Source organism: Streptomyces sp. NPDC093801, from assembly GCF_040701585.1.
In the GTDB taxonomy this organism is placed as follows: domain Bacteria; phylum Actinomycetota; class Actinomycetes; order Streptomycetales; family Streptomycetaceae; genus Streptomyces.
The window spans coordinates 132,536-152,498 of the sequence record NZ_JBFBDP010000008.1 but is presented as its reverse complement, the minus strand read 5'-3'; the positions used below and the strand labels follow the sequence as shown (position 1 = coordinate 152,498).

6 protein-coding genes are annotated in these 19,963 nt (G+C 75.6%); all 6 read right to left on the bottom strand.

Translation table 11 applies throughout. From position 1 onward, the window contains the following. Positions 1-16 precede the first annotated feature (16 nt). The 6 genes from AB0469_RS11365 to AB0469_RS11340 all read right to left on the bottom strand — a co-directional run bounded on the left by AB0469_RS11365 (position 17) and on the right by AB0469_RS11340 (position 19,940). Positions 17-15,004: a type I polyketide synthase gene (locus AB0469_RS11365; protein ID WP_366451097.1), complete on the bottom strand. Its 14,988-nt coding sequence runs from the start codon at positions 15,002-15,004 to the stop codon at positions 17-19. Positions 15,005-15,035: 31 nt separating this feature from the next. Then, entirely contained in the window at positions 15,036-16,232 is a 1,197-nt protein-coding gene (locus AB0469_RS11360; protein ID WP_366451096.1) for a cytochrome P450, read from the bottom strand. Positions 16,233-16,268: 36 nt separating this feature from the next. Further along, positions 16,269-16,886 (bottom strand): NAD(P)H-dependent oxidoreductase, encoded by a 618-nt coding sequence (locus tag AB0469_RS11355; RefSeq protein ID WP_366451095.1) that lies wholly within the window; start codon positions 16,884-16,886, stop codon positions 16,269-16,271. Positions 16,887-17,170: 284 nt separating this feature from the next. Continuing rightward, on the bottom strand, positions 17,171-18,169 hold the full coding sequence (locus tag AB0469_RS11350) for a Gfo/Idh/MocA family oxidoreductase (RefSeq protein WP_366451094.1): 999 nt from the start codon (positions 18,167-18,169) through the stop codon (positions 17,171-17,173). Continuing rightward, complete coding sequence (locus tag AB0469_RS11345) at positions 18,166-19,158, bottom strand: Gfo/Idh/MocA family oxidoreductase (RefSeq protein ID WP_366451093.1); 993 nt, start codon at positions 19,156-19,158, stop codon at positions 18,166-18,168. Before AB0469_RS11345 ends, AB0469_RS11350 begins: the two co-directional genes overlap by 4 nt. Positions 19,159-19,289: 131 nt before the next feature. After that, entirely contained in the window at positions 19,290-19,940 is a 651-nt protein-coding gene (locus tag AB0469_RS11340; RefSeq protein ID WP_366451092.1) for a thymidine kinase, read from the bottom strand. Between the last annotated feature and the right edge of the window lie 23 nt (positions 19,941-19,963).

Here is a 19,963-nt window from a genome sequence, read left to right as displayed (position 1 = left end):
ATTCGTTCACAGGTGATCAGCTCGTCTTGCCCAGGGCCCGCTGCACGAGGTCGGCAACGTCCATGGCGTCGATCAGTTCCGCGTCGGCGGCGGCCGCCGGCGGTTCCCCTCCGGGTACGGCGGCGCCGTCGCCGGCGCCGGGGTCCGCGTCCGCTCCCGTCTCGGCGAGGCCGAGGAGGGCGTCCAGCACTCCCGCGTCCCTGAACCGGGCGAACGGGACGGACGCCAGGACGCGCCTGAGGTCGTCCTCGCGCGGGTCCGGGCCTTCGTCGGCCTGCCGGAGCAGTTCGGAGCGCAGGTGCCCGACCAGTGCCTCGGGGGTGGGGTAGTCGAAGATCAGCGTCGCGGGCAGCCGCAGTCCGGTGGCCGCGTTCAGGGTGTTGCGCAGGTTGACGGCCGCCAGCGAGTCGAAGCCGACCTCCTGGAAGGCCTGCCGCGGGCCGATGCCCTCGGCGCCGCTGTGGCCGAGGACCGTCGAGGCGTGGCCGCGTACCAGCCGGAGCAGGATGCGGTCCTGCTCGGCTTCGGGGACCGCGCGCAGGGAGTCCGCGAGGGACGCGGCGGCGTCGCTGTCCCCGCCGTCGCCCTGCAGCGCCCGGAGGGCCTGCCCGGCTTCGGGGAGGTCGGCGAACAGGGGGCTGGGGCGGACCGAGGTGAACGCGGGGATGAACGCGCCCCAGTCCATGTCGGCCACGGCCACGGACTTCTCGTTGCCCTGGACCGCCTGCACCATCGCGGTGACCGCCAGCTGCGGGGGCACGGGCAGCACGCCCCGGCGGCGGAGCTGGGCGAGGGCGGCCTCGTCCATGCCCACGCCGACCATGTCGAGGGCGCCCCAGGCGATCGACGTCGCCCGCAGTCCGCGGCCGCGGCGGCACTCGATCAGGGCGTCGAGGACGGCGTTCGCCGCGCCGGACGGGCCCTGGCCGCCGCCGCCCCACACGCCGGCGATCGAGGAGAAGACCACGAACGCGTCGAGCGGCGTGTCCTGGAACAGTCCGTCCAGCCACACGGCCGTGTCCACCTTGGCGGCGAACACGCCGGCGAGGTCCTGGACCGCGGTGTCGTCGATGGAGCTGGTCAGCGTGACGTCGGCGGCGTGCACGACGGCCGTGAGGGGATGCTCGGCGTCCGCGGGGCCGGCCAGGCGTGCGAGGGCCTCCCGGTCGCCGTCCGCGCAGGACTCCACGACGGTGTCGAGGCCCAGCGCGGCCAGTTCCGCCCGCAGCTGCGGCACGCTGTCGTCGGCCGCCACCGCGGTGGTGCTGACGACGAGGCGGGCCGCGCCGGCCTGGGCGAGCCAGACCGAGGCGTGCCGGCCGAGGCCTTCGGCGCCGCCGGTGACCAGGACGGTGCCCCGGGGCCGCCAGCCGTCGCCGGTGAACTCCGGTACGGGCTTGCGGACCAGGCGCCGGGCGTACACGCCCGAGCGGCGTACCGCGAGCTGGTCCTCGCCGGCGGCGGAGTTCAGGGCCGCGAGCAGCTGGGGGGCCGTCCGCGGGTCGGCGGTGGCGGGCAGGTCGAGCAGGCCTCCCCACCGGTCGGGCCGTTCGAGCGCGGCGGCCCGGCCGAGGCCCCACAGCGCCGCCGGTACCGGGGAGGTGAGGGTGTCGTGGATGCCGATGTTCACGGCGCCCCGGGTCACGCACCACAGCGGCTGGGGGGCGTCGCAGTCACCCAGGGCCTGGATCAGCGCGAGCGTCGGGGCCGTGGCCGGGACCGGGTCCTGGGGGCGCCCGTCGGCGGCGCCCCGGTCGTCGAGCGCGAGGAGGGACAGGACGCCGCTCAGGTCCTGGTCGGCCAGGACCTCGGCCAGGCGCCGGGCGAGCCGGTCCCGGGTGAGGTCGGCCGTGTCGGCCTCCAGCAGCACCGTGCCGAGGCCGAGGCCGGTCAGCTCCTCCAGGAGCGCGTCGGTGGCGCCGCCGGCCGGACGGCCGGACGGTACGACGACCAGCCAGCGGCCGCCGGGTACGCCGGCCGCCTCGCGTTCGAGGGGCTGCCAGGTGACGTGGTAGCGCAGCTTCTCGGCGGTGGACCGTTCGCGGCGCTTGCCGCGCCACTCGGCGAGCACGGGCACGACCGTGTCCAGGGCGCTGCGCTGGTCGGCCGAGGCCATGTCCAGCAGCTCGCCGAGGGAGTCCAGGTCGGCGCGCTCGACGGCGTCCCAGAAATCGGAGTCCGCGCCCTCGGCCTCCCCGGCGGGGCCGGTGGCGGTGTCCGCCTCCTGCAGCCAGTAGTGCTGGCGGTCGAAGGCGTACGTCGGCAGCTCCGCGCGGCGGGCCGGCGGCGGCAGGACACCGCTCCAGTCGACGGCCGCCCCGCGGACGAACAGCTCGGCCGCCGAGGCGTACAGCCGCCGGAGGCCGCCGTCCCCGCGGCGCAGGGTGCCGGTCACCACGGCGTCGGCTTCGGCGCCGTCGGCCGCCTCGTTGACCGGCTGGACGAGCACAGGGTGGGCGCTGACCTCGACGAAGACGCCGTGGCCCTGGGCGAGGAGGGCGGTGACGGCCGGGCCGAAGCCGACCTGGCCACGCAGGTTCCGGTACCAGTAGGCGCCGTCGAGGACGCCGGCGTCCGCCACCCAGCCGCCGTTGACGGTCGAGTAGAAGGGGACGGCGGGGGCGAGGGCCTCCACCCCGGCGAGCAGTTCGGCGAGGGAGTCCTCGATGGCTTCGACGTGCCGGCTGTGGGAGGCGTAGTCCACCGCGACCCGGCGGACCCGGACACCCTCGAAGGCGAGCGCCTCCAACGCCTCGTCGAGTGCCTCGGCGTCACCGGCGACGACCACGGACGACGGGCTGTTGACCGCGGCCACCTCGACCCGGTCCGCCCAACGCTCCAGCTTCGAGGCCGCCTCCTCGGCGCTCAGCGCCACCGACGCCATCCCGCCCCGGCCGGCCAGCTCCTTGGCGATGGCCTGACTGCGCAGCGCCACCACACGGGCCGCGTCCTCCAACGACAGCGCACCCGAAACGCAGGCAGCAGCGATCTCACCCTGCGAGTGACCGACCACCGCGTCGGGACGGACACCCAGCGAAGCCCACACGGCCGCCAGACCGACCATCACCGCGAAGCTGGCGGGCTGGAGCACCTCCACCCGCTCCAGCAGCTCCGGCACCGCCTCACCCCGCAGCACCTCGACCAGCGACCAGTCCACCCACCGCTCCAGGGCGGTCGCGCACTCCGCGATCCGCGCCGCGAACACCGGCGAGGAGTCGAGGAGTTCCCGTCCCATACCGGCCCACTGCGACCCCTGCCCCGGGAACACCCACACGACCTTGCCCGGTGCTCCCGCGCCGGGGGCCGCGCTGCCGGTCACCAGGTTCGGGGCGCTCTCCCGGCGGGCCAGCGCCCGCAGCCCCGCGACGGCCTCCTCGCCGGACCCGGCCACGACCACCGCGCGCTCGCCGAGCAGGGCGCGGCTCGACACCAGGGCCCCGGCCACGTCCGCCGGCGACACCCCGTCGGCGTCCTCGACGTACGCCGCGAGCCGCCCGGCCTGACCGGCCAGCGAGGCCGCGCTGCGCGCCGACACCACCAACGGCACCACACCACCGGCCACCGGCGCCTGCTCCGCGGGCTCCGCCCCGGCCTCGGCCGGGGCCTCCTCCAGGACCAGGTGCGCGTTCGTCCCGCTGGCACCGAACGAGGACACCCCGGCCCGGCGCGGCCGCCCGTCGCGCGACCACGCGCGCGCCTCGGTCAGCAGCCGTACCGCCCCGGCGGACCAGTCCACGGCCGTCGTGGGCTCCTCCACGTGCAGGGTGCCGGGCATCACGCCGTGCCGCATGGCCATGACCATCTTGATCACGCCCGCCACGCCGGCGGCGGCCTGCGTGTGGCCGATGTTGGACTTGAGCGAGCCCAGCCACAGCGGCCGGTCGGGGTCGCGGTCCTGGCCGTAGGTGGCGAGCAGGGCCTGCGCCTCGATCGGGTCGCCCAGGGACGTGCCCGTCCCGTGGGCCTCGACCACGTCCACGTCGGCCGGGGTGAGACCGGCCGTGGCCAGCGCCCTGCGGATGACCCGCTGCTGCGAGGGACCGTTGGGCGCGGTCAGGCCGTTGGAGGCGCCGTCCTGGTTGACGGCGCTGCCGCGCAGCACCGCCAGCACCTCGTGGCCGCGCTCGCGGGCCACGGACAGCCGTTCCAGGACCACCACGCCGACGCCCTCGGCCCAGCCGGTTCCGTCGGCCGTCGAGGAGAAGGCCTTGCAGCGCCCGTCGGCGGACAGGCCGCGCTGCCGGGAGAACTCCAGGAACGCGTCCGGGCCGGCCATCACCGTCGCGCCGCCGGCGAGGGCCATCGAGCACTCGCCCTGCCGCAGCGCCTGCGCCGCCAGGTGGATGGCGACCAGGGACGAGGAGCAGGCCGTGTCCACGGTCACGGCCGGGCCCTCGAAGCCGAACACGTACGACACGCGGCCCGAGGCCACGCTCGCCGCCGTGCCGGTCATGAGGTAGCCCTGGACGTTCTCGGGGACCTGGTGGAGCCGGGTCACGTAGTCGTGGTGGACGATGCCGGTGAAGACGCCGATGTCGGCGCCCTTCAACGAGAACGGGTCCAGGCCGGTCCGCTCCAGGGCCTCCCAGGAGGTCTCCAGCAGCAGCCGCTGCTGCGGGTCCATCGCGAGCGCCTCGCGCGGCGAGATCCCGAACAGTCCGGCGTCGAACTGCGCCGCCTCGTGGAGGAAGCCGCCCGAACGGGTGTAGCTCGTGCCCGGGTGGGCCGGGTCCGGGTGGTACAGGCCCTCCAGGTCCCAGCCGCGGTCGAGCGGGAAACCGGAGACCGCGTCGCGCCGTTCGGCGACCAGCCTCCACAGCTCCTCCGGGCTGTCCGCGCCGCCCGGAAGCCGGGTGCTCATGGCGACGATGGCGATCGGCTCGTCGGAGACGGCCGCCGCGGCCACGTCGGCCGGTCCCTCCGGCTCGCCGAGGAGTTCGGCCCGCAGGTACGCCGCGAGGGCGGTGGGGCTCGGGTAGTCGAAGACCAGGGTCATCGGCAGGTCGTCCACCCCGGTGAGCTCGCGCAGGTGGTTGCGGAGCTTGACCGCGCCGAGGGAGTCGACGCCGAGGCCCTTGAAGGACAGTTCCGCGTCGAGCGTGTCCGACGTGCGGTGGCCGAGGACGAACGCGGTCGCCTCCTGGACCAGGTCCCGCACCACGCGCAGCTGCTCCTCGGCCGGCAATGCGGCCAGCCGGCCGGCGAGTGCGCCGCAGGCTTCCCCGCCCGTGTCGCCGGGCGCGTCGACGACGGCGGCGAGCGGCGGGTGTCCGGTACCGGTGGTATCGGTGGTGCCGAGGGCTTCGGCGCCGGCGCGCGGGTCGGCCTCGGAGCCGGCCCAGTACCGCTGGTGCTGGAAGGCGTACGTGGGCAGCTCGGGACCGGCCGCCGTGGCGGGCCGGCCGAGGACGGCCGTCCAGTCCAGGTCCACGCCGCGCACGTGCAGTTCCGCGAGGGTGGTCAGGACGCCCTCGGTCTCGCCGCCGTCCTTGCGCAGGCCGGCGAGGAAGGCGTGCTCCCGCGTGTCGCCGAGGGTGGCGGAGGCCAGCGCGGCGAGGGCGCCGCCCGGGCCCAGCTCGAGGAAGGTGGTGGCTCCGCGGTCGGCGAGCGCGGTGACGGCGTCGCCGAACCGCACGGCGCCGCGGGCCTGGTCGACCCAGTAGCCGGGGGTGGCGAGCAGTCCGTCGCGGGCGGGCGCGCCGGTGAGGGTGGAGACGACGGGGAGGGTGCCGGGGTGGTACGTCAGGCTCTCCGCGACGGCACGGAACTCGTCGAGCATCGGCTCCATGAGCGGGGAGTGGAAGGCGTGGCTGACCGGCAGCCGGCGCGTCTTGCGGCCGCGGCCCGCCAGTTCGGCGGCGACGGCGAGGACGGGCTCCTCGGCGCCGGAGAGCACCAGCGCGTCGGGGCCGTTGACCGCCGCGACGCAGACGACGCCCCGGGCCCGTGCCAGCAGGGGGGCGAGTTCGGCCTCGGTCGCCTGGACGGCGACCATCGCGCCGCCTTCGGGCAGAGCCTGCATCAGCCGGCCGCGCGCGGCGATGAGCCGGCCCGCGTCCCGCAGCCCCAGGACGCCGGAGACGTGCGCGGCGGTGATCTCGCCGACGGAGTGCCCGGCGAGGAGGTCCGGCCGGACCCCCCACGACTCGAAGAGCCGGTACAGCGCGGTCTCCAGGGCGAACAGGGCGCCCTGCGTATAGGCGGTCCGGTCGAGCAGTTCGCTGCCGGGGGCTCCGGGGGCGGCGGCCACGACCTCGCGCAGCGGGCGCTCCGCGTGCCCGGTCGGGTGCTCCTCCACGGCGGCGCAGGCGGCGTCGAAGGCCGCGCGGAACACCGGCTGGGTGCGGGCGAGTTCGCTGCCCATGGCGGCCCACTGGCTGCCCTGGCCGGTGAAGAGGACGGCCAGCTTGCCGGCGGCGGGGGTGCCGAGGACCACGGCGGGGGACGCCTCGCCGCGGCCGAGGGCGCCGAGGCCGTCGGCGAGTGCGTGCCGGCCGGAGGCCAGGACGACGGCGCGGTGGTCGAGCTGTGCGCGTGCGGTGGCGAGGGCGTGGGCGGTGTCGGTGAGGGGCGCGTCGGGGCGCTCGTCGAGGAAGCGGGCGAGCCGCGCGGCCTGGCCGCGCAGTCCGGCCCGCGTCCGCGCCGAGACGGGGACGGGTACGGGTGCGGGTGCGGGGTCGTCGGCCGGTGCGGGCAGCGGTGCGGCGGGGGCCGGGGGCTGTCCGGGGGCTTCCTCGACGATGACGTGGGCGTTGGTGCCGCCGATGCCGAAGGAGGAGACGCCGGCCCGGCGGGGGCGCTCGTCGCGGGGCCAGTCGCGGGCCTCGGTCAGCAGTTCCACGGCGCCCGCGGACCAGTCGACGTGCGAGGACGGGCGGTCGACGTGCAGCGTCCGCGGGAGGAGCCCGTGCCGCATCGCCATGACCATCTTGATGACGCCCGCCACACCGGCGGCCGCCTGCGTGTGGCCGATGTTCGACTTCACGGAGCCCAGCCACAGCGGCCGGCCGGCCGGCCGGTCCTGGCCGTAGGTCGCGAGGAGGGCCTCGGCCTCGATGGGGTCGCCGAGGGTCGTGCCCGTGCCGTGGGCCTCCACGGCGTCCACGTCCGGGGCGGCCAGACCCGCCTGGGCCAGGGCCTTGCGGATGACCCGCTGCTGGGCGGGGCCGTTGGGCGCGGTCAGGCCGTTCGAGGCGCCGTCCTGGTTGACCGCGGAGCCGCGCAGCACGGCGAGCACCTGGTGGCCGCGGCGGCGGGCGTCCGACAGCCGCTCGACGAGCAGCAGGCCCGCGCCCTCGGACCAGCCGGTGCCGTCGGCGCCGTCCGCGAAGGCCTTGCACCGGCCGTCGGGGGCCAGCCCGCGCTGGCGGGAGAACTCGACGAAGGTCTCGACGGTGCCCATCACCATCACGCCGCCGGCCAGCGCCATCGAGCACTCGCCCTGCCGCAGTGCCTGCGCGGCCATGTGCAGGGCCACCAGCGAGGAGGAGCAGGCCGTGTCGACCGTGATGGCCGGGCCCTCGAAGCCGTAGTGGTAGGCGATGCGGCCGGAGGTGACGGCGCCGGAGGCGCCGGTGAGGCGGTACCCCTCCACGCCGGACGCCCCGTGCATCCGTACGGTGTAGTCGTGGCTGTTGACGCCGACGAAGACGCCCACGTCCTCGCCGGCCAGCGTCGTGGGGTCGATCGCGGCCCGCTCGAAGGCCTCCCAGGAGGTCTCCAGCAGCAGGCGCTGCTGCGGGTCCATGGCGAGGGCTTCGTTCGGGGAGATGCCGAAGAAGGCGGCGTCGAAGCCGGGCGCGTCGTCGAGGAACGCGCCGTGGCGGACGTAGGTGGTGCCGGGGTGGTCGGGGTCGGGGTGGAAGAGCCCGTCGGTGTCCCAGCCGCGGTCGGCGGGGAACTCGGTGACGGCGTCGACGCCTTCGGCGACCACCCGCCAGAGGTCCTCGGGGCTGTGGACGCCGGCCGGGAAGCGGCAGGCCATGGCGACGATGGCGATCGGATCGTCCTCGTCCGGCCCGGTGGGCGGCGTGCCGGTCCGGGCGGGCCGCCCGGGTGCGGCGGCCGCGTCGCCCGCGTCGCCCGCGTCGCCCGCGTCGCCGAAGAGCTTCGTGCGCAGGTGTTCGGCGAGGGCGGCCGGCTTCGGGTGGTCGAAGACGACCACCGGGGACAGGGCCAGTCCGGTGGCGGTGGCCAGCCGGTTGCGCAGTTCCACCGCCGTGAGCGAGTCGAACCCGGCCTCCTTGAAGGTCCGGCCCGCGGGGACGGCGTCGGCGGTGGGGTGCCCCAGCACCTCGGCGGCGTGCCGCCGGACCAGTCCGAGGAGGGCCTCGGACTGCTCGGCCCCGCTCAGGCCGGCGATGCGCTCGCGCAGGGGGACGGTGGCGGACGGGCCCGCGGCGGCCCGGGCGGTGGGCCGCGGCGACGGGGCCAGGCCGCGCAGCAGCGGCGGCACCGGGGCCTCGGCTGCGGCCTCGCGGAGGGCGGGCACGTCGAACTTGGCGGCCACCAGGGCTCCGGCGCCGGCGAGGGCGGCGTCGAGCAGGGCCGTCCCCTCGGCGTCGGAGAGCCCGCCCATGCCGATGCGCCGGTTGCGGCGCAGGTCGGCGGCGCCCAGGTGCTCGGTCATGGAGCTGACCGTCGACCAGTAGCCCCAGGCGACGGAGACGGCCGGCAGGCCGAGGGCGCCCCGTCGGCGCGCGAGCTCGTCCAGGTAGGCGTTGGCGGCCGCGTAGTTGGCCTGGCCGGGGTTGCCGAGCACACCGGCGGCGGAGGAGAACAGGACGAACGCGGCCAGGTCCAGGTCCCGGGTGAGCTCGTGCAGGTGGAGCGCCGCGTCGGCCTTCGGCCGCAGGACGGTGTCCACGCGCCGCGGGGTCAGCTCGGTGAGCACCCCGTCGTCCAGGACTCCGGCCGAGTGCACGACGGCGGTGAGCGGGTGCTCGGCGGGTATCGCGTTCAGGAGGGCCTCGACCTGCGCCCGGTCCGCGGTGTCGCACGCGGCGACGGTGACGCGGGCGCCGAGGGCGGTCAGCTCGTCCTGGAGTGCGGGGGCGTGGCCGCGGCGGCCCGCCAGCACCAGGTGGCGGACGCCGTACGCGGTGACGAGGTGCCGGGCCGTCAGGGCGCCGAGCGTTCCCGTGCCGCCGGTGATCAGTACGGTGCCCTCGGGGTCCAGTGCCCGCCGCCCGGCCGGGGGCTGCGCCGCGGGCACCCGTACCAGCCGGGGCACCTCGGCCACGCCGTCGCGCACCCTGATCTGGGCTTCGCCGCCGAGGAGCACGGCCGGGAGGACGGAGCGGGGGTCGTCGAGCTCGGCGAGCACGATCCGGCCCGGGTGCTCGGACTGCGCGGAGCGCACCAGCCCCCACACGGCGGCCGCTTCCAGGCCGTCGTCCGCGCCGGTGACCACGGCCAGCCGGGTCCCGGCCAGGGCGGGTTCCGCCAGCCAGGCCTGGAGGACGGCCAGGGCCGCGCCGACCGCCGGGCGGGGGTCGGTGGCCCCGTCGGTGGCCCGGACCTCGTACAGGAGGACGTCGGGGGCAGAGCCGGCGCAGGCGGTCACGTCCGCGCCGGTGGTGACGGTCACGACGTCGAGGGGCCGGTCCTCCGCGGCGGGCAGCGCGCAGGGCGTCCACTCGACGCGGAACAGGGAGTCCTGCGGCAGCGCGGGCGTGATCCCCGACCCTTCGGGGGAGAAGGGGGTGCCGCGGACCGATGCGAGCGTCATGACGGGCTGTCCGGCGGGGTCGGTCAGCTCCAGGCCGCCCTCGTCTTCCGCCGGGCGCACGCGCAGGGCGGCGGCGCCGGAGGCCAGCAGGGACACTCCGGTCCACCGGGACGGGAGCGTGCCGGCGGGGACGACCGTGCGGACGGCCGCGTCCAGCAGCGCGGGGTGCAGCCCGTAGCGGCCCGCGTCGCGCAGCGCGGTCCCGTCCAGGGCGACGTCGGTGGCCGGCCCGAGTGCGGCGGGGGCCGTGCCGGCGGCCGTGGTGGGGGCGAGCACGCCGTGCGCGTGCGGCGTCCACGGGGCGTCGACGGCGGCGCCGGCGGCACGTGAGTGGACCTCCACCGACCGCTGCCCGGCCTGGCCGGGTGCGCCCACGAGCACCTGGATGCTGCGGCCGCCCCGCTGCGGGAGCACGACGGGTGCGTCGACGGTCAGTTCGGCGAGCACGGGGGCGCCGGCGAGGTCGCCGAGCCGGATGGACAGCTCGACCAGGGCCGCGTTCGGGACGACGACGGCATCGGCCACCATGTGGTCCGCGAGCCAGGGGTGCGCGCGCAGCGACCAGTGGGACGTGGCCATGAGGCCGCCCGGGCCGGGCAGGCCGACGACCGCCCCGAGGAGGGGGTGGCCGGCGGGGGCCAGCCCGAGCGAGGCCGCGTCGGCGGCCGGGCCGGCCGCCGGGAGCCAGTAGTGCCGGTGCTCGAAGGCGTAGGTCGGCAGTTCCGCGCGCCCCGTCGGGGCGGGCAGGACGGCGGCCCAGTCGACGGCCACGCCGCGGACGAACAGCTCGGCCAGGGAGGCGTACAGGCGGCGCGGGCCGCCGTCCCCGCGGCGCAGCGAGCCGGTGACGACCGCGTCGGCGCCGTCGACGGCCTCGCTGATCGGCTGGACCAGCACCGGGTGGGCGCTGACCTCCAGGAACACCCCGTGGCCCTGGGCGAGGAGGGCGGTGACGGCCGGCCCGAAGCCGACCCGGCCGCGCAGGTTGCGGTACCAGTACCCGCCGTCCAGGACACCGGCGTCCTCGATCCAGCCGCCGGTGACGGTGGAGTAGAAGGGGACCTCGGGCGCCCGGGCGGTCACCGGGGCGAGGGCCTCGGCGAGGGTGTCCTCGACCGCCTCGACGTGCCGGGTGTGGGAGGCGTAGTCCACGGCGACGCGCCGCACGCGGACGCCTTCGGAGGAGAGCGCCTCCAGGGCTTCGTCCAGCGCCTGCGCGTCGCCCGCGACGACCACGGACGACGGGCTGTTGACCGCGGCCACCTCGACCCGGTCCGCCCACGGCGCCAGCCTGGCCGCCGCGTCATCGGCGCCCAGCGCCACCGAGGCCATCCCGCCCCGGCCGGCCAGCTCCTTGGCGATGGCCTGGCTCCGCAGGGCCACCACACGGGCCGCGTCCTCCAGCGACAGCGCGCCGGAGACGCAGGCGGCCGCGATCTCCCCCTGGGAGTGGCCCAGGACCGCGTCGGGCGCCACGCCCGCCGAGGACCAGACGGCCGCCAGGCCGACCATCACCGCGAAGCTGGCGGGCTGGAGCACGTCCACCCGGTCCAGCAGCTCCGGCGCCGCCTCGCCGCGCAGGACCTCGGTCAGCGACCAGTCGACCCACCGCTCCAGCGCGGTCGCGCACTCCGCGATCCGCGCCGCGAACACCGGCGAGGAGTCGAGCAGTTCCCGTCCCATGCCGGCCCACTGCGCGCCCTGACCCGGGAACACCCAGACCACCCCGCCCGGAGCAGCCGCAGTGCCGGAGACCACACCCGCCGTGCCTTCACCACGTGCCAGCACCTCCAGCCTCGTCCGCGCCTCCTCGGCGGACCCCGCCACGACCACCGCGCGCTCACCGAAGAGCGCACGCTCCGCCACCAGCGCCGCGGCGGCCTGCTCCAGGGAGGCGTCGGCCCCACCGAGGTACTCCGCCAGCCGTCCGGCCTGACCGGCCAGCGAGGCCGCGCTGCGCGCCGACACCACCAGCGGCACCACACCACCGGCCGCCGGAGCCTGCTCCGCGGGCTCCGCCCCGGCCTCGGCCGGGGCCTCCTCCAGGATCAGGTGTGCGTTCGTCCCGCTGACCCCGAAGGACGAGACGCCCGCCCGGCGCGGCCGCCCCTCGCGCGGCCATGCGCGCGCCTCGGTCAGCAGCTCCACCGCGCCCGCCGACCAGTCCACCTGCGGGGTGGGCTCCGCCACGTGCAGGGTCGCGGGCAGCACCCCGTGCCGCAGCGCCTGCACCATCTTGATCACACCCGCGACGCCCGCCGCGGCCTGCGTGTGGCCGATGTTGGACTTCAGCGAGCCCAGCCACAGCGGCCGGTCGGGGTCGCGGTCCTGGCCGTAGGTGGCGAGCAGGGCCTGCGCCTCGATCGGGTCGCCCAGGGACGTGCCCGTCCCGTGGGCCTCGACCACGTCCACGTCCGACGCCGCGAGCCCGGCGCTCTGCAGCGCCTTGCGGATCACCCGCTGCTGCGAGGGACCGCTGGGAGCCGTCAGGCCGTTGGAGGCACCGTCCTGGTTGACGGCGCTGCCGCGCAGCACCGCCAGCACCCGGTGGCCCTTCTCGCGGGCCACCGACAGCCGCTCCAGGACGACCACGCCGGCGCCCTCGGCCCAGCCCGTGCCGTCGGCCGTCGAGGAGAACGCCTTGCAGCGCCCGTCGGCCGCGAGGGCCCGCTGCCGGGAGAACTCCACGAAGTGGGCGGGCGTCGCCATCACGGCCGCGCCGCCGGCCAGGGCCATCGAGCACTCGCCCTGCCGCAGCGCCTGCGCCGCCAGGTGGATCGCGACCAGGGACGAGGAACAGGCCGTGTCCACCGACACCGCCGGGCCTTCGAGTCCCAGGACGTACGAGACCCGGCCCGAGGCCACGCTCGCCGCCGATCCGGTGGTGGTGAAGCCCTCCAGTTCCGGTGCCACCGCGGCGGCACCGGTCCCGTAGCCCTGCCCGAACAGTCCGGAGAACACGCCGACGTCGGCGCCCTTGAGCGACAGCGGGTCGACACCGGCCCGTTCCAGGGCCTCCCAGGAGGTCTCCAGCAGCAGCCGCTGCTGCGGGTCCATCGCGAGGGCCTCGCGCGGCGAGATCCCGAAGAACCCGGCGTCGAACAGGCCCGCGCCCTCCAGGAAGCCGCCCTGGTCGGTGTACGAGGTGCCCGCGTGCCCGGGGTCCGCGTGGAAGAGCCCCTCCAGGTCCCAGCCGCGGTCCTCGGGGAACCCGGAGACCGCGTCCCGGCCCTCGGACACCAGCCGCCACAGGTCCTCCGGGCCCGCCACGCCGCCCGGCAGGCGGCAGGCCATGCCCACGACGGCGATCGGCTCGCCGGGGTCGGCCGCGCCGGAGTCCGTGCCCGGCCCGCCTGCCTCCGGGGCGGTCCCGAGCACCTCGGCCCGCAGCCCGGCCGCCAGTGCCGCCGGGGTGGGGTGGTCGAAGACGACGGTGGTGGGCAGCGACAGCCCGGTGCTCTCCACCAGCCGGTTGCGCAGGGCGACGACGGCCAGGGAGGTCAGGCCCAGGTCGCGGAAGGCACGGTCGGCCGGCACCCGCTCGCCGTCCGGCTCCCCCAGTACCTCGGCGGCCCGCGTGCGGACCAGGTCCTCCAGCAGGGCCAGCTGCGCACGCTCGTCCAGTACGGCCAGCCGCCCGCGCAGGGCGGCCGTCACGCCGGCGTCGGGCCCGCTCTGCCGCACGGCCTCCTCGGCCGGGCCCGCGCCCGCCTCGTACCGCAGTACGCCGGGCCGTTCGGCCAGCAGCCGCCGCTGGGTCTTGCCGGAGGCGGTCCGGGGGATGGACCCGACCTCGCGGACCTGCTCCGGCACCTTGTACGCGGCGAGCTGCCCGCGGCAGCGGGCGATCAGCTCCGCGGCGTCGAATCCGGAGGCTCCGGGTACCACGTACGCGACGGGGACCTCGCCGAGGGTCGCGTGCGGCAGGCCCGCGACGGCCGCGTCGGCGACGCCGTCGACGGTGCGCAGGACCGCCTCGATCTCCTCGGGGTGGATGTTCTCGCCGCCGCGGATCACGAGTTCCTTGATCCGGCCGCAGATGGTGAAGTAGCCGGCCTCGTCGCGGCGGGCCAGGTCGCCGGTGCGGAACCAGCCGTCCTGGAGGGCGGCGGCGGTCGCCTCGGGGTCGTTGTGGTAGCCGACCATGACGTTCGGTCCGCTGACCCAGACCTCGCCCTCCTCCCCGGCCGGTACGTCCCGGCCGGTGGAGGGGTGCACGAGGCGCACGTCGACGCCGGGGGCGGGCAGGCCGCAGGAGCCTTCGACGCGGGGGCCGTCCGGGGGGTTCATGGTGATGGCGCCGCAGGTCTCGGTGCTGCCGTAGGCGTCGACCAGCGGGACGCCGAAGAGCTCCTCGAACTCGCGGCGCAGCCGGGAGCCGGTGACGGCGCCGCCGACCAGGCCGATGCGCAGGCTCGGGACGGAGAAGCCGTCCCGGCGGGCGGCGGCGACCAGGTGGTGGTAGGTGGTGGGGACGCCGGCCAGGAAGGTGGAGCCCTCCTCGCGCAGGGTCCGGATGACGTCCTCGGCGGAGCTGCCGTCCATGATCCGGGCGGTGGCGCCGACGGCGGTGACCGACAGGAGGCACGCGATGTGCGAGAGGCTGTGGAAGAGCGGGAGGGGCCAGAGCACCCGGTCCCGGTCGGTGAGACCGGGGACGGGCACGTAGGAGGAGGCCACGGACCACAGGCAGTTGCGCTGGGTCGACAGGACCCCCTTGGGGCGGCCGGTGGTGCCGGAGGTGTAGAACATCCAGGCGACGTCGTCGAGGCCGAGGTCGTCCCGGGCGGGCACGGCCGGCTCGCGCAGGGCGAGTTCGTCGTACGAGTGGGACGGGGGGTCCCCCGCGGCGCCCTCCCCCACCGGGGCCCCGCCGGTCACCAGCAGCGTGGTACCGGGCCCGAGGGCCGCCGAGCCCCGGAGCCGGTGGGCCTGGGCGGCGTCGGTGACGAGCACCCGGGCGCCGCTGTCGGCGAGCAGGTACTCCAGCTCGGCGAGGGACGAGGCCGGGTTGAGGGGGACGCCGGTGCCCGCGGCGCGGACGGTCGCGAGGTAGCCCTCGATCATGGAGACGGTGTTGCCGAGGCAGAGGGCGACCCGGTCGCCGGGCTCGACGCCCAGGCCCGCCAGGTGTCCGGCGAGCCTGCGCGTACGCGCCTCCAGGTCGGCGTGGGTGACCGACCGCCGGTCGTCCTCGAAGGCCGTCCTGTCGGGGAAACGGGCCGCGTTCTCCAGGAGTGCGGCGGGAAGTGGCCTGATGAGTTCGGTGCGCACTGCGCCGCAATTCCTTTCGGGGGGACGACTGCTACCAGGTGACGGGCAGGCTCTTCACCGCGAAGACGGAGCCCTTGAGCCGCAGCGGGACCTCTTCGGCGGCCACGGCCAGCCGGAGGTCGGGGAAGGCGTTCAGGAGCGCCGACAGGCCGGCGCGCAGCTCGACGCGCGCGAGGTTCTGGCCGAGGCACTGGTGGACGCCGAAGCCGAAGGCGACGTGGCCCGAGGTCTCGCGGTGGATGTCGAGGTCGGCCGGGCAGCCGAACCTGGCCGGGTCGCGGTTGGCCGCGGGCAGCGACACGGTGACGGTGTCGCCCTTCTTGACCAGGTGGCCGTCGAGCTCGACGTCCTCCAGGGCGGTGCGGTACATCTCGTACTGGTTGACGGTGATGTAGCGCAGCAGCTCCTCGATGGCGGCGTCGAGCTTCGACGGGTCCGCGCGGAGGGCGGCGAGCTGCTCCGGGTGCTCCAGCAGGGCGAACACGCCGACCACCAGGGCGCTCTCGGTGGTCTCGTACCCGGCGAAGAGCAGCAGGGTGACGATGTTGCAGATCTCTTCGGTGGTCAGCTCGCCCTCGGCGATCAGGCGGCTGATCAGGTCGTCGCCGGGCCGCTCCCGCTTCTTGCCGACGAGCTCGGTGATGAAGGCGGTCACCTGTCCGAAGGCGGCCCCGACCTCCTCCTGCGGGGAGTCGGGGTCGTGCAGCACGGTCGGCGCGTGCTGGTAGCGCTCGCGCTCCTCGTACGGGAAGCCGATCAGCTCGGACAGCACGCGCAGGACCAGCGGCTTGGCGTAGCTCCCGACCAGGTCGACGGGACCGCCGTGGGCGCGCATGACCTCGATCTGCTCGGCGGCGACCTCCGCGACGCGCGGCGCCAGGAGGTTCGCCCGGCGGGCGGTGAACTCGCCCGTCAGCAGCCGCCGGTAGCGGGTGTGGTTCGGCGGGTCCATGTGGATGAACATGCCGGGGATCTCCGGGGAGCTGCCGATGACGGGCTCTCCGAAACGGGTCACCGGGAAATGGAATTCCTGGAGGCCGTGGCTGAACCTCGGGTCACTGAGGACCTTGCGCACCAGTTCGTGGCTGGTGGCGATCCATCCGATGTGTCCGTCGGGATAGACCATGCGCGCGAGGGGGCTCTCTTTGCGCAGGGAATCGAATACGGCGGGCGGGTCGAAGTGGTGAGTCCGCGCCCACGGCTCCTCGTAGGAGATTGCGTCGCTCATGGGGTCCTTCTCGCTCGGGACGGGGAGGGTCCGGGACTACTGGGCCAGCTTCGCGAGGGCGTCGTACGCGTTCGCCAGGGAGGCCTCGGCCAGCGGCCTGAACTGCGCCATCTGCGGGGCGACGGCGGCCATCGTCAGCTCGGCGGTGACGAAGGTGAGGTCCTCGCCGAGGCCGATCGCCTCGAGGATCGCCTTGAGGTAGGTCTGCTGGTAGTCGAAGGCCTCGCGCGGGGTGCCGGGCGCGTAGGAACCGCCCCGGGTCAGGACGACGACGACCTTCCTGCCGCTGAGCGGGCTGGGGACGGCCAGGTGGGCCGGGTGGACGATGCGGTCCAGCCAGGCCTTGAGCGCCGACGGGACGGTGTAGTTGTGCATGGGGACGCCGAGGACGATCACGGAGGCGTCGAGGACCTCGCGGGTGATCGCGGCGGTCAGCTCCCGCTCCTGCTCGCTCTGCCCGTGGTCGGTGTCCGGGTAGATGAGCGACTGGTGCACGGGCTCGGTGATGTGCGGCACCGGCCGGGCCGCGACATCACGGTGGACGTAGCCGGCACCGGGGTGGTTGTTGCGCCACTCCTCGGCAAAATGGGCCGAGAGCCGCCTCGACACGGATTCAGTACCGAGACTCGAATCGACATGCAGAAGCTGCGCCATGTGGACGTCCCCTTAACGATCGCGAAATGTGTGAGTGCCCGCCCCACAGCGGCTTTTCGAAGCATCGCGAGGGCATGGGCTCGATCTCTACATCAAGGCTAGGCGGACGGTTCACGCCACGACATCCCTCAGCCTGGTAGGGCCGGGGCCGCCCTTTTCCAGGAGGTCTTGAGGGAGATTCCGGCCCCGATCCCGGGGGGGGGAGACGACGGAGCTCCCGGCGCCCGGTGTCCCCTGGGGGTCCACCGTGCTCCGGGAGCTCCTGAGCCTGCCGTGTCCGGGCCCTACGCCCCCGCGGGCGCGGCCGGTTCGACGGGGCGGCCGGTACGGGCCGACTCGATCGCGGCCTCGATGATCCGCAGCGTGCGCACGCCGGCCGCGCCGTCCGGGCCGGGCCCCGCGCTGCCGGCGCCGGTGCCGGCGAGGAAGGCCTCGAGGACGCGGGCCTCCAGGTCGTCGCCGCCCGCCTCCCGGCGTTCCGCACCGGTTGCGGCGTCGAAGCCGCCGATCAGCCGCGGGCGGGCGGTGAAGTCCACGCTGCCCCGCTCGCCGACGAAGGTCAGGGCCGGTCCGCCCGCCCCCGCCGGGTTCCCCGCCAGGCCCCGGCTGCAGTCGAGGGACGCGACCGTCCCGTCCGCGTAGCGCACCGTCATGAGCGCCGCGCTCTGGACCTCCCGCCCCCCGCTGAGGAGCCCGTTGGACTGCGCGTACACCCGCTCGGCGGGCTGCCCGCCGAGCACCGCGTCCACCAGGGCGAGCAGGGCCGCCGCGTTGGCGGCCAGGACCGCGCCCGCCTCCGGGCCCTCGGCGGCGGGGGCGTTGCAGGCGCCGTACACGGTCGTCAGCCTGCCGATGGCCGTACCCGCGGCGAGCGGCTCCCGGATGGCCGCGAACGCCGGGCTGGAGCACTCCGGTGACGCGGGCGTCAGCCGCACCCCCGCCTCCTCGCAGGCCCGCACCATGGCCAGGGCGTCCTCCGCCGTGGCGCCGAGCGGCTGTTCGCACAGGACGTGGGCCCCGGCTGCGGCGGCCCGTTCGACCAGTTCCCTGCGGCCGGCGAGGCCGCTGGTGACCACCACGGCATCGGGGCGCAGCGCGAACACCTCGTCCCAGCCGTCCGCGCAGGGGGCTGCGAGCTCCCGCGCCACCGCCCGCCCGCGGGCCGGGTCGTCCGGCGCGCCGTCGGGGTCGGCGATGACGAGCTCGACGCCGGGCATGCCGTTCAGCAGCCGGGCGTAGGTCGTGGCGCGCTCGTGCGCGAACGACAACACGGCGACCTTCATGCTGCGGCCCCCTTCACGGTCGGTGCGATGTCCACGGCGCGTCCGGTCCGGGCGGACTCCGCCGCGGCCTGGGTGATGCGGATGGCGGCCAGCGCGTCGTGCGGTCCCAGGCGCGGCTCGGGACCGCCCAGGAGGCCCTGGGCGAACTCGCGGATCTCGGAGAGGAACGGCTTCTCCCCGAAGTGCCCGAAGGCCGGGTCCTCGACACCGAACGCCGTGGTCTCCTGCGGCCATGCGGAGTCGTGGACCGCCGTCCCGCCCGTGCCGGTCACCTGGTAGGTGAGGCGGAAGGGGGGCTGGGGGGTGGCCGTCCACCGGCACACCACCTGGCTGAGGGCGCCGCTCGCGTGCGTGAGGACCGCGGTCCCGGTGGCGACGGCCCCGGCCGGGGCGGGCGCGGCGATGTCGCCCTGGTACTCGGCGTGGACCCGTACGACGTCCCCGAAGAGCCAGTACGCGATGTCCACGCCGTGGAGCATCTGGTCGGTGAGGATCCCGCCCGACCGGGCGGGGACCTCGGCGGTCCAGGCCCTCGGGTGGTACCCGGCCACGGTGAACCGGCCGATGGCGCCCGTGCCCAGCCCGCCCGACGCCGCCAGCGCGTGGAGGCGGGCGTAGGCGGGGGCGAACCGGACGTTGTGGGTCGGGTACAGCGGAACGCCGGCCCGCGCGGCCGCCGCGACGATCTCCTCGGCCTCGGCGAGGGTGGCGGCGAGGGGCTTCTCGCACACCACGCCCACGCCCGCGGCGATGGCGGCCATGGCGACGGCGTGGTGGCTGTCGGTCGGGGTGCAGATGTCGACCGCGTCCGCGCCGTCCAGCGCCTCGTCCAGGGAGCCGACCGCCTTGGCGCCGAACTCCCGGGCCAGCTCGTCCGCGCGGCCGTCGGTGGAGTGGACGCGCACGGACGCCCCGACGGCGGTCCACGCGTCCAGGTGGAAGCGGGCTATGAGTCCCGCGCCGATCAGTGCTACTTCGAGTTGCCGCATGGCATCCCCAGCCCTCTTCCCCGTCGTCTTCGCGGACGCCGCTGCCACGAAGTGTGATCAGTCTGGCCCGCTCGGCGGACCGGGACCATCACCAACGTGGGTAGTCCCGTACGGGGGTGCGGCCGGGGACGTCAGACGGGGTTGACCGGGAGGACGTCCGGGGACAGGCTGCCCGCGTGCGCCGAGGCGGAGGTGGCGCGGCGGCGGTGGTGGCGCCGGCACAGGACCTCGTAGCCGATCTCCCCCGCCGGGCGGTTGACGTCGCCCACCACGACCTGGGCGCCCTCGACGACCATCTCCCCGCCCACCGTACGGGCGTTGTGGGTGGCGCGGGCGCCGCACCAGCACAGGGCCTCGACCTGGAGCTGCTCGATCCGGTCGGCGAGCTCGATCAGCCGCTGGGAGCCGGGGAAGAGCTTGGTGCGGAAATCGGTGGTGATGCCGAAGGCGAAGACGTCCATGTCGAGGTCGTCGACGATGCGGGCGAGCTGGTCGATCTGCTCCGGGGCGAGGAACTGCGCCTCGTCCACGATCACGTAGTCGGCCTTGCCGCCCTTGGACAGCAGCTCCACCAGGTAGGCGTACAGGTCCATGCCCTCGGCCGCCTCGACCGCCTCGGTGACCAGCCCGAGCCGGGAGGAGATCTTGCCCTCGCCCGCCCGGTCGTCGCGCGTGAAGATCACGCCCTGGAGGCCTCGGGCGGAGCGGTTGTGGCCGATCTGGAGAGCCAGTGTGCTCTTTCCGCAGTCCATCGTTCCGGAGAAGAACACCAGCTCGGGCATGGGAGGTACGGGACCTTTCGGGT

Coding starts and splice junctions, on each gene's coding strand:
- AB0469_RS11360 (WP_366451096.1), bottom strand. CDS start 16,232: ATGAGCGACGCAATCTCCTACGAGGAGCCGTGGGCGCGGACTCACCAC.
- AB0469_RS11355 (WP_366451095.1), bottom strand. CDS start 16,886: ATGGCGCAGCTTCTGCATGTCGATTCGAGTCTCGGTACTGAATCCGTG.
- AB0469_RS11350 (WP_366451094.1), bottom strand. CDS start 18,169: ATGAAGGTCGCCGTGTTGTCGTTCGCGCACGAGCGCGCCACGACCTAC.
- AB0469_RS11345 (WP_366451093.1), bottom strand. CDS start 19,158: ATGCGGCAACTCGAAGTAGCACTGATCGGCGCGGGACTCATAGCCCGC.
- AB0469_RS11340 (WP_366451092.1), bottom strand. CDS start 19,940: ATGCCCGAGCTGGTGTTCTTCTCCGGAACGATGGACTGCGGAAAGAGC.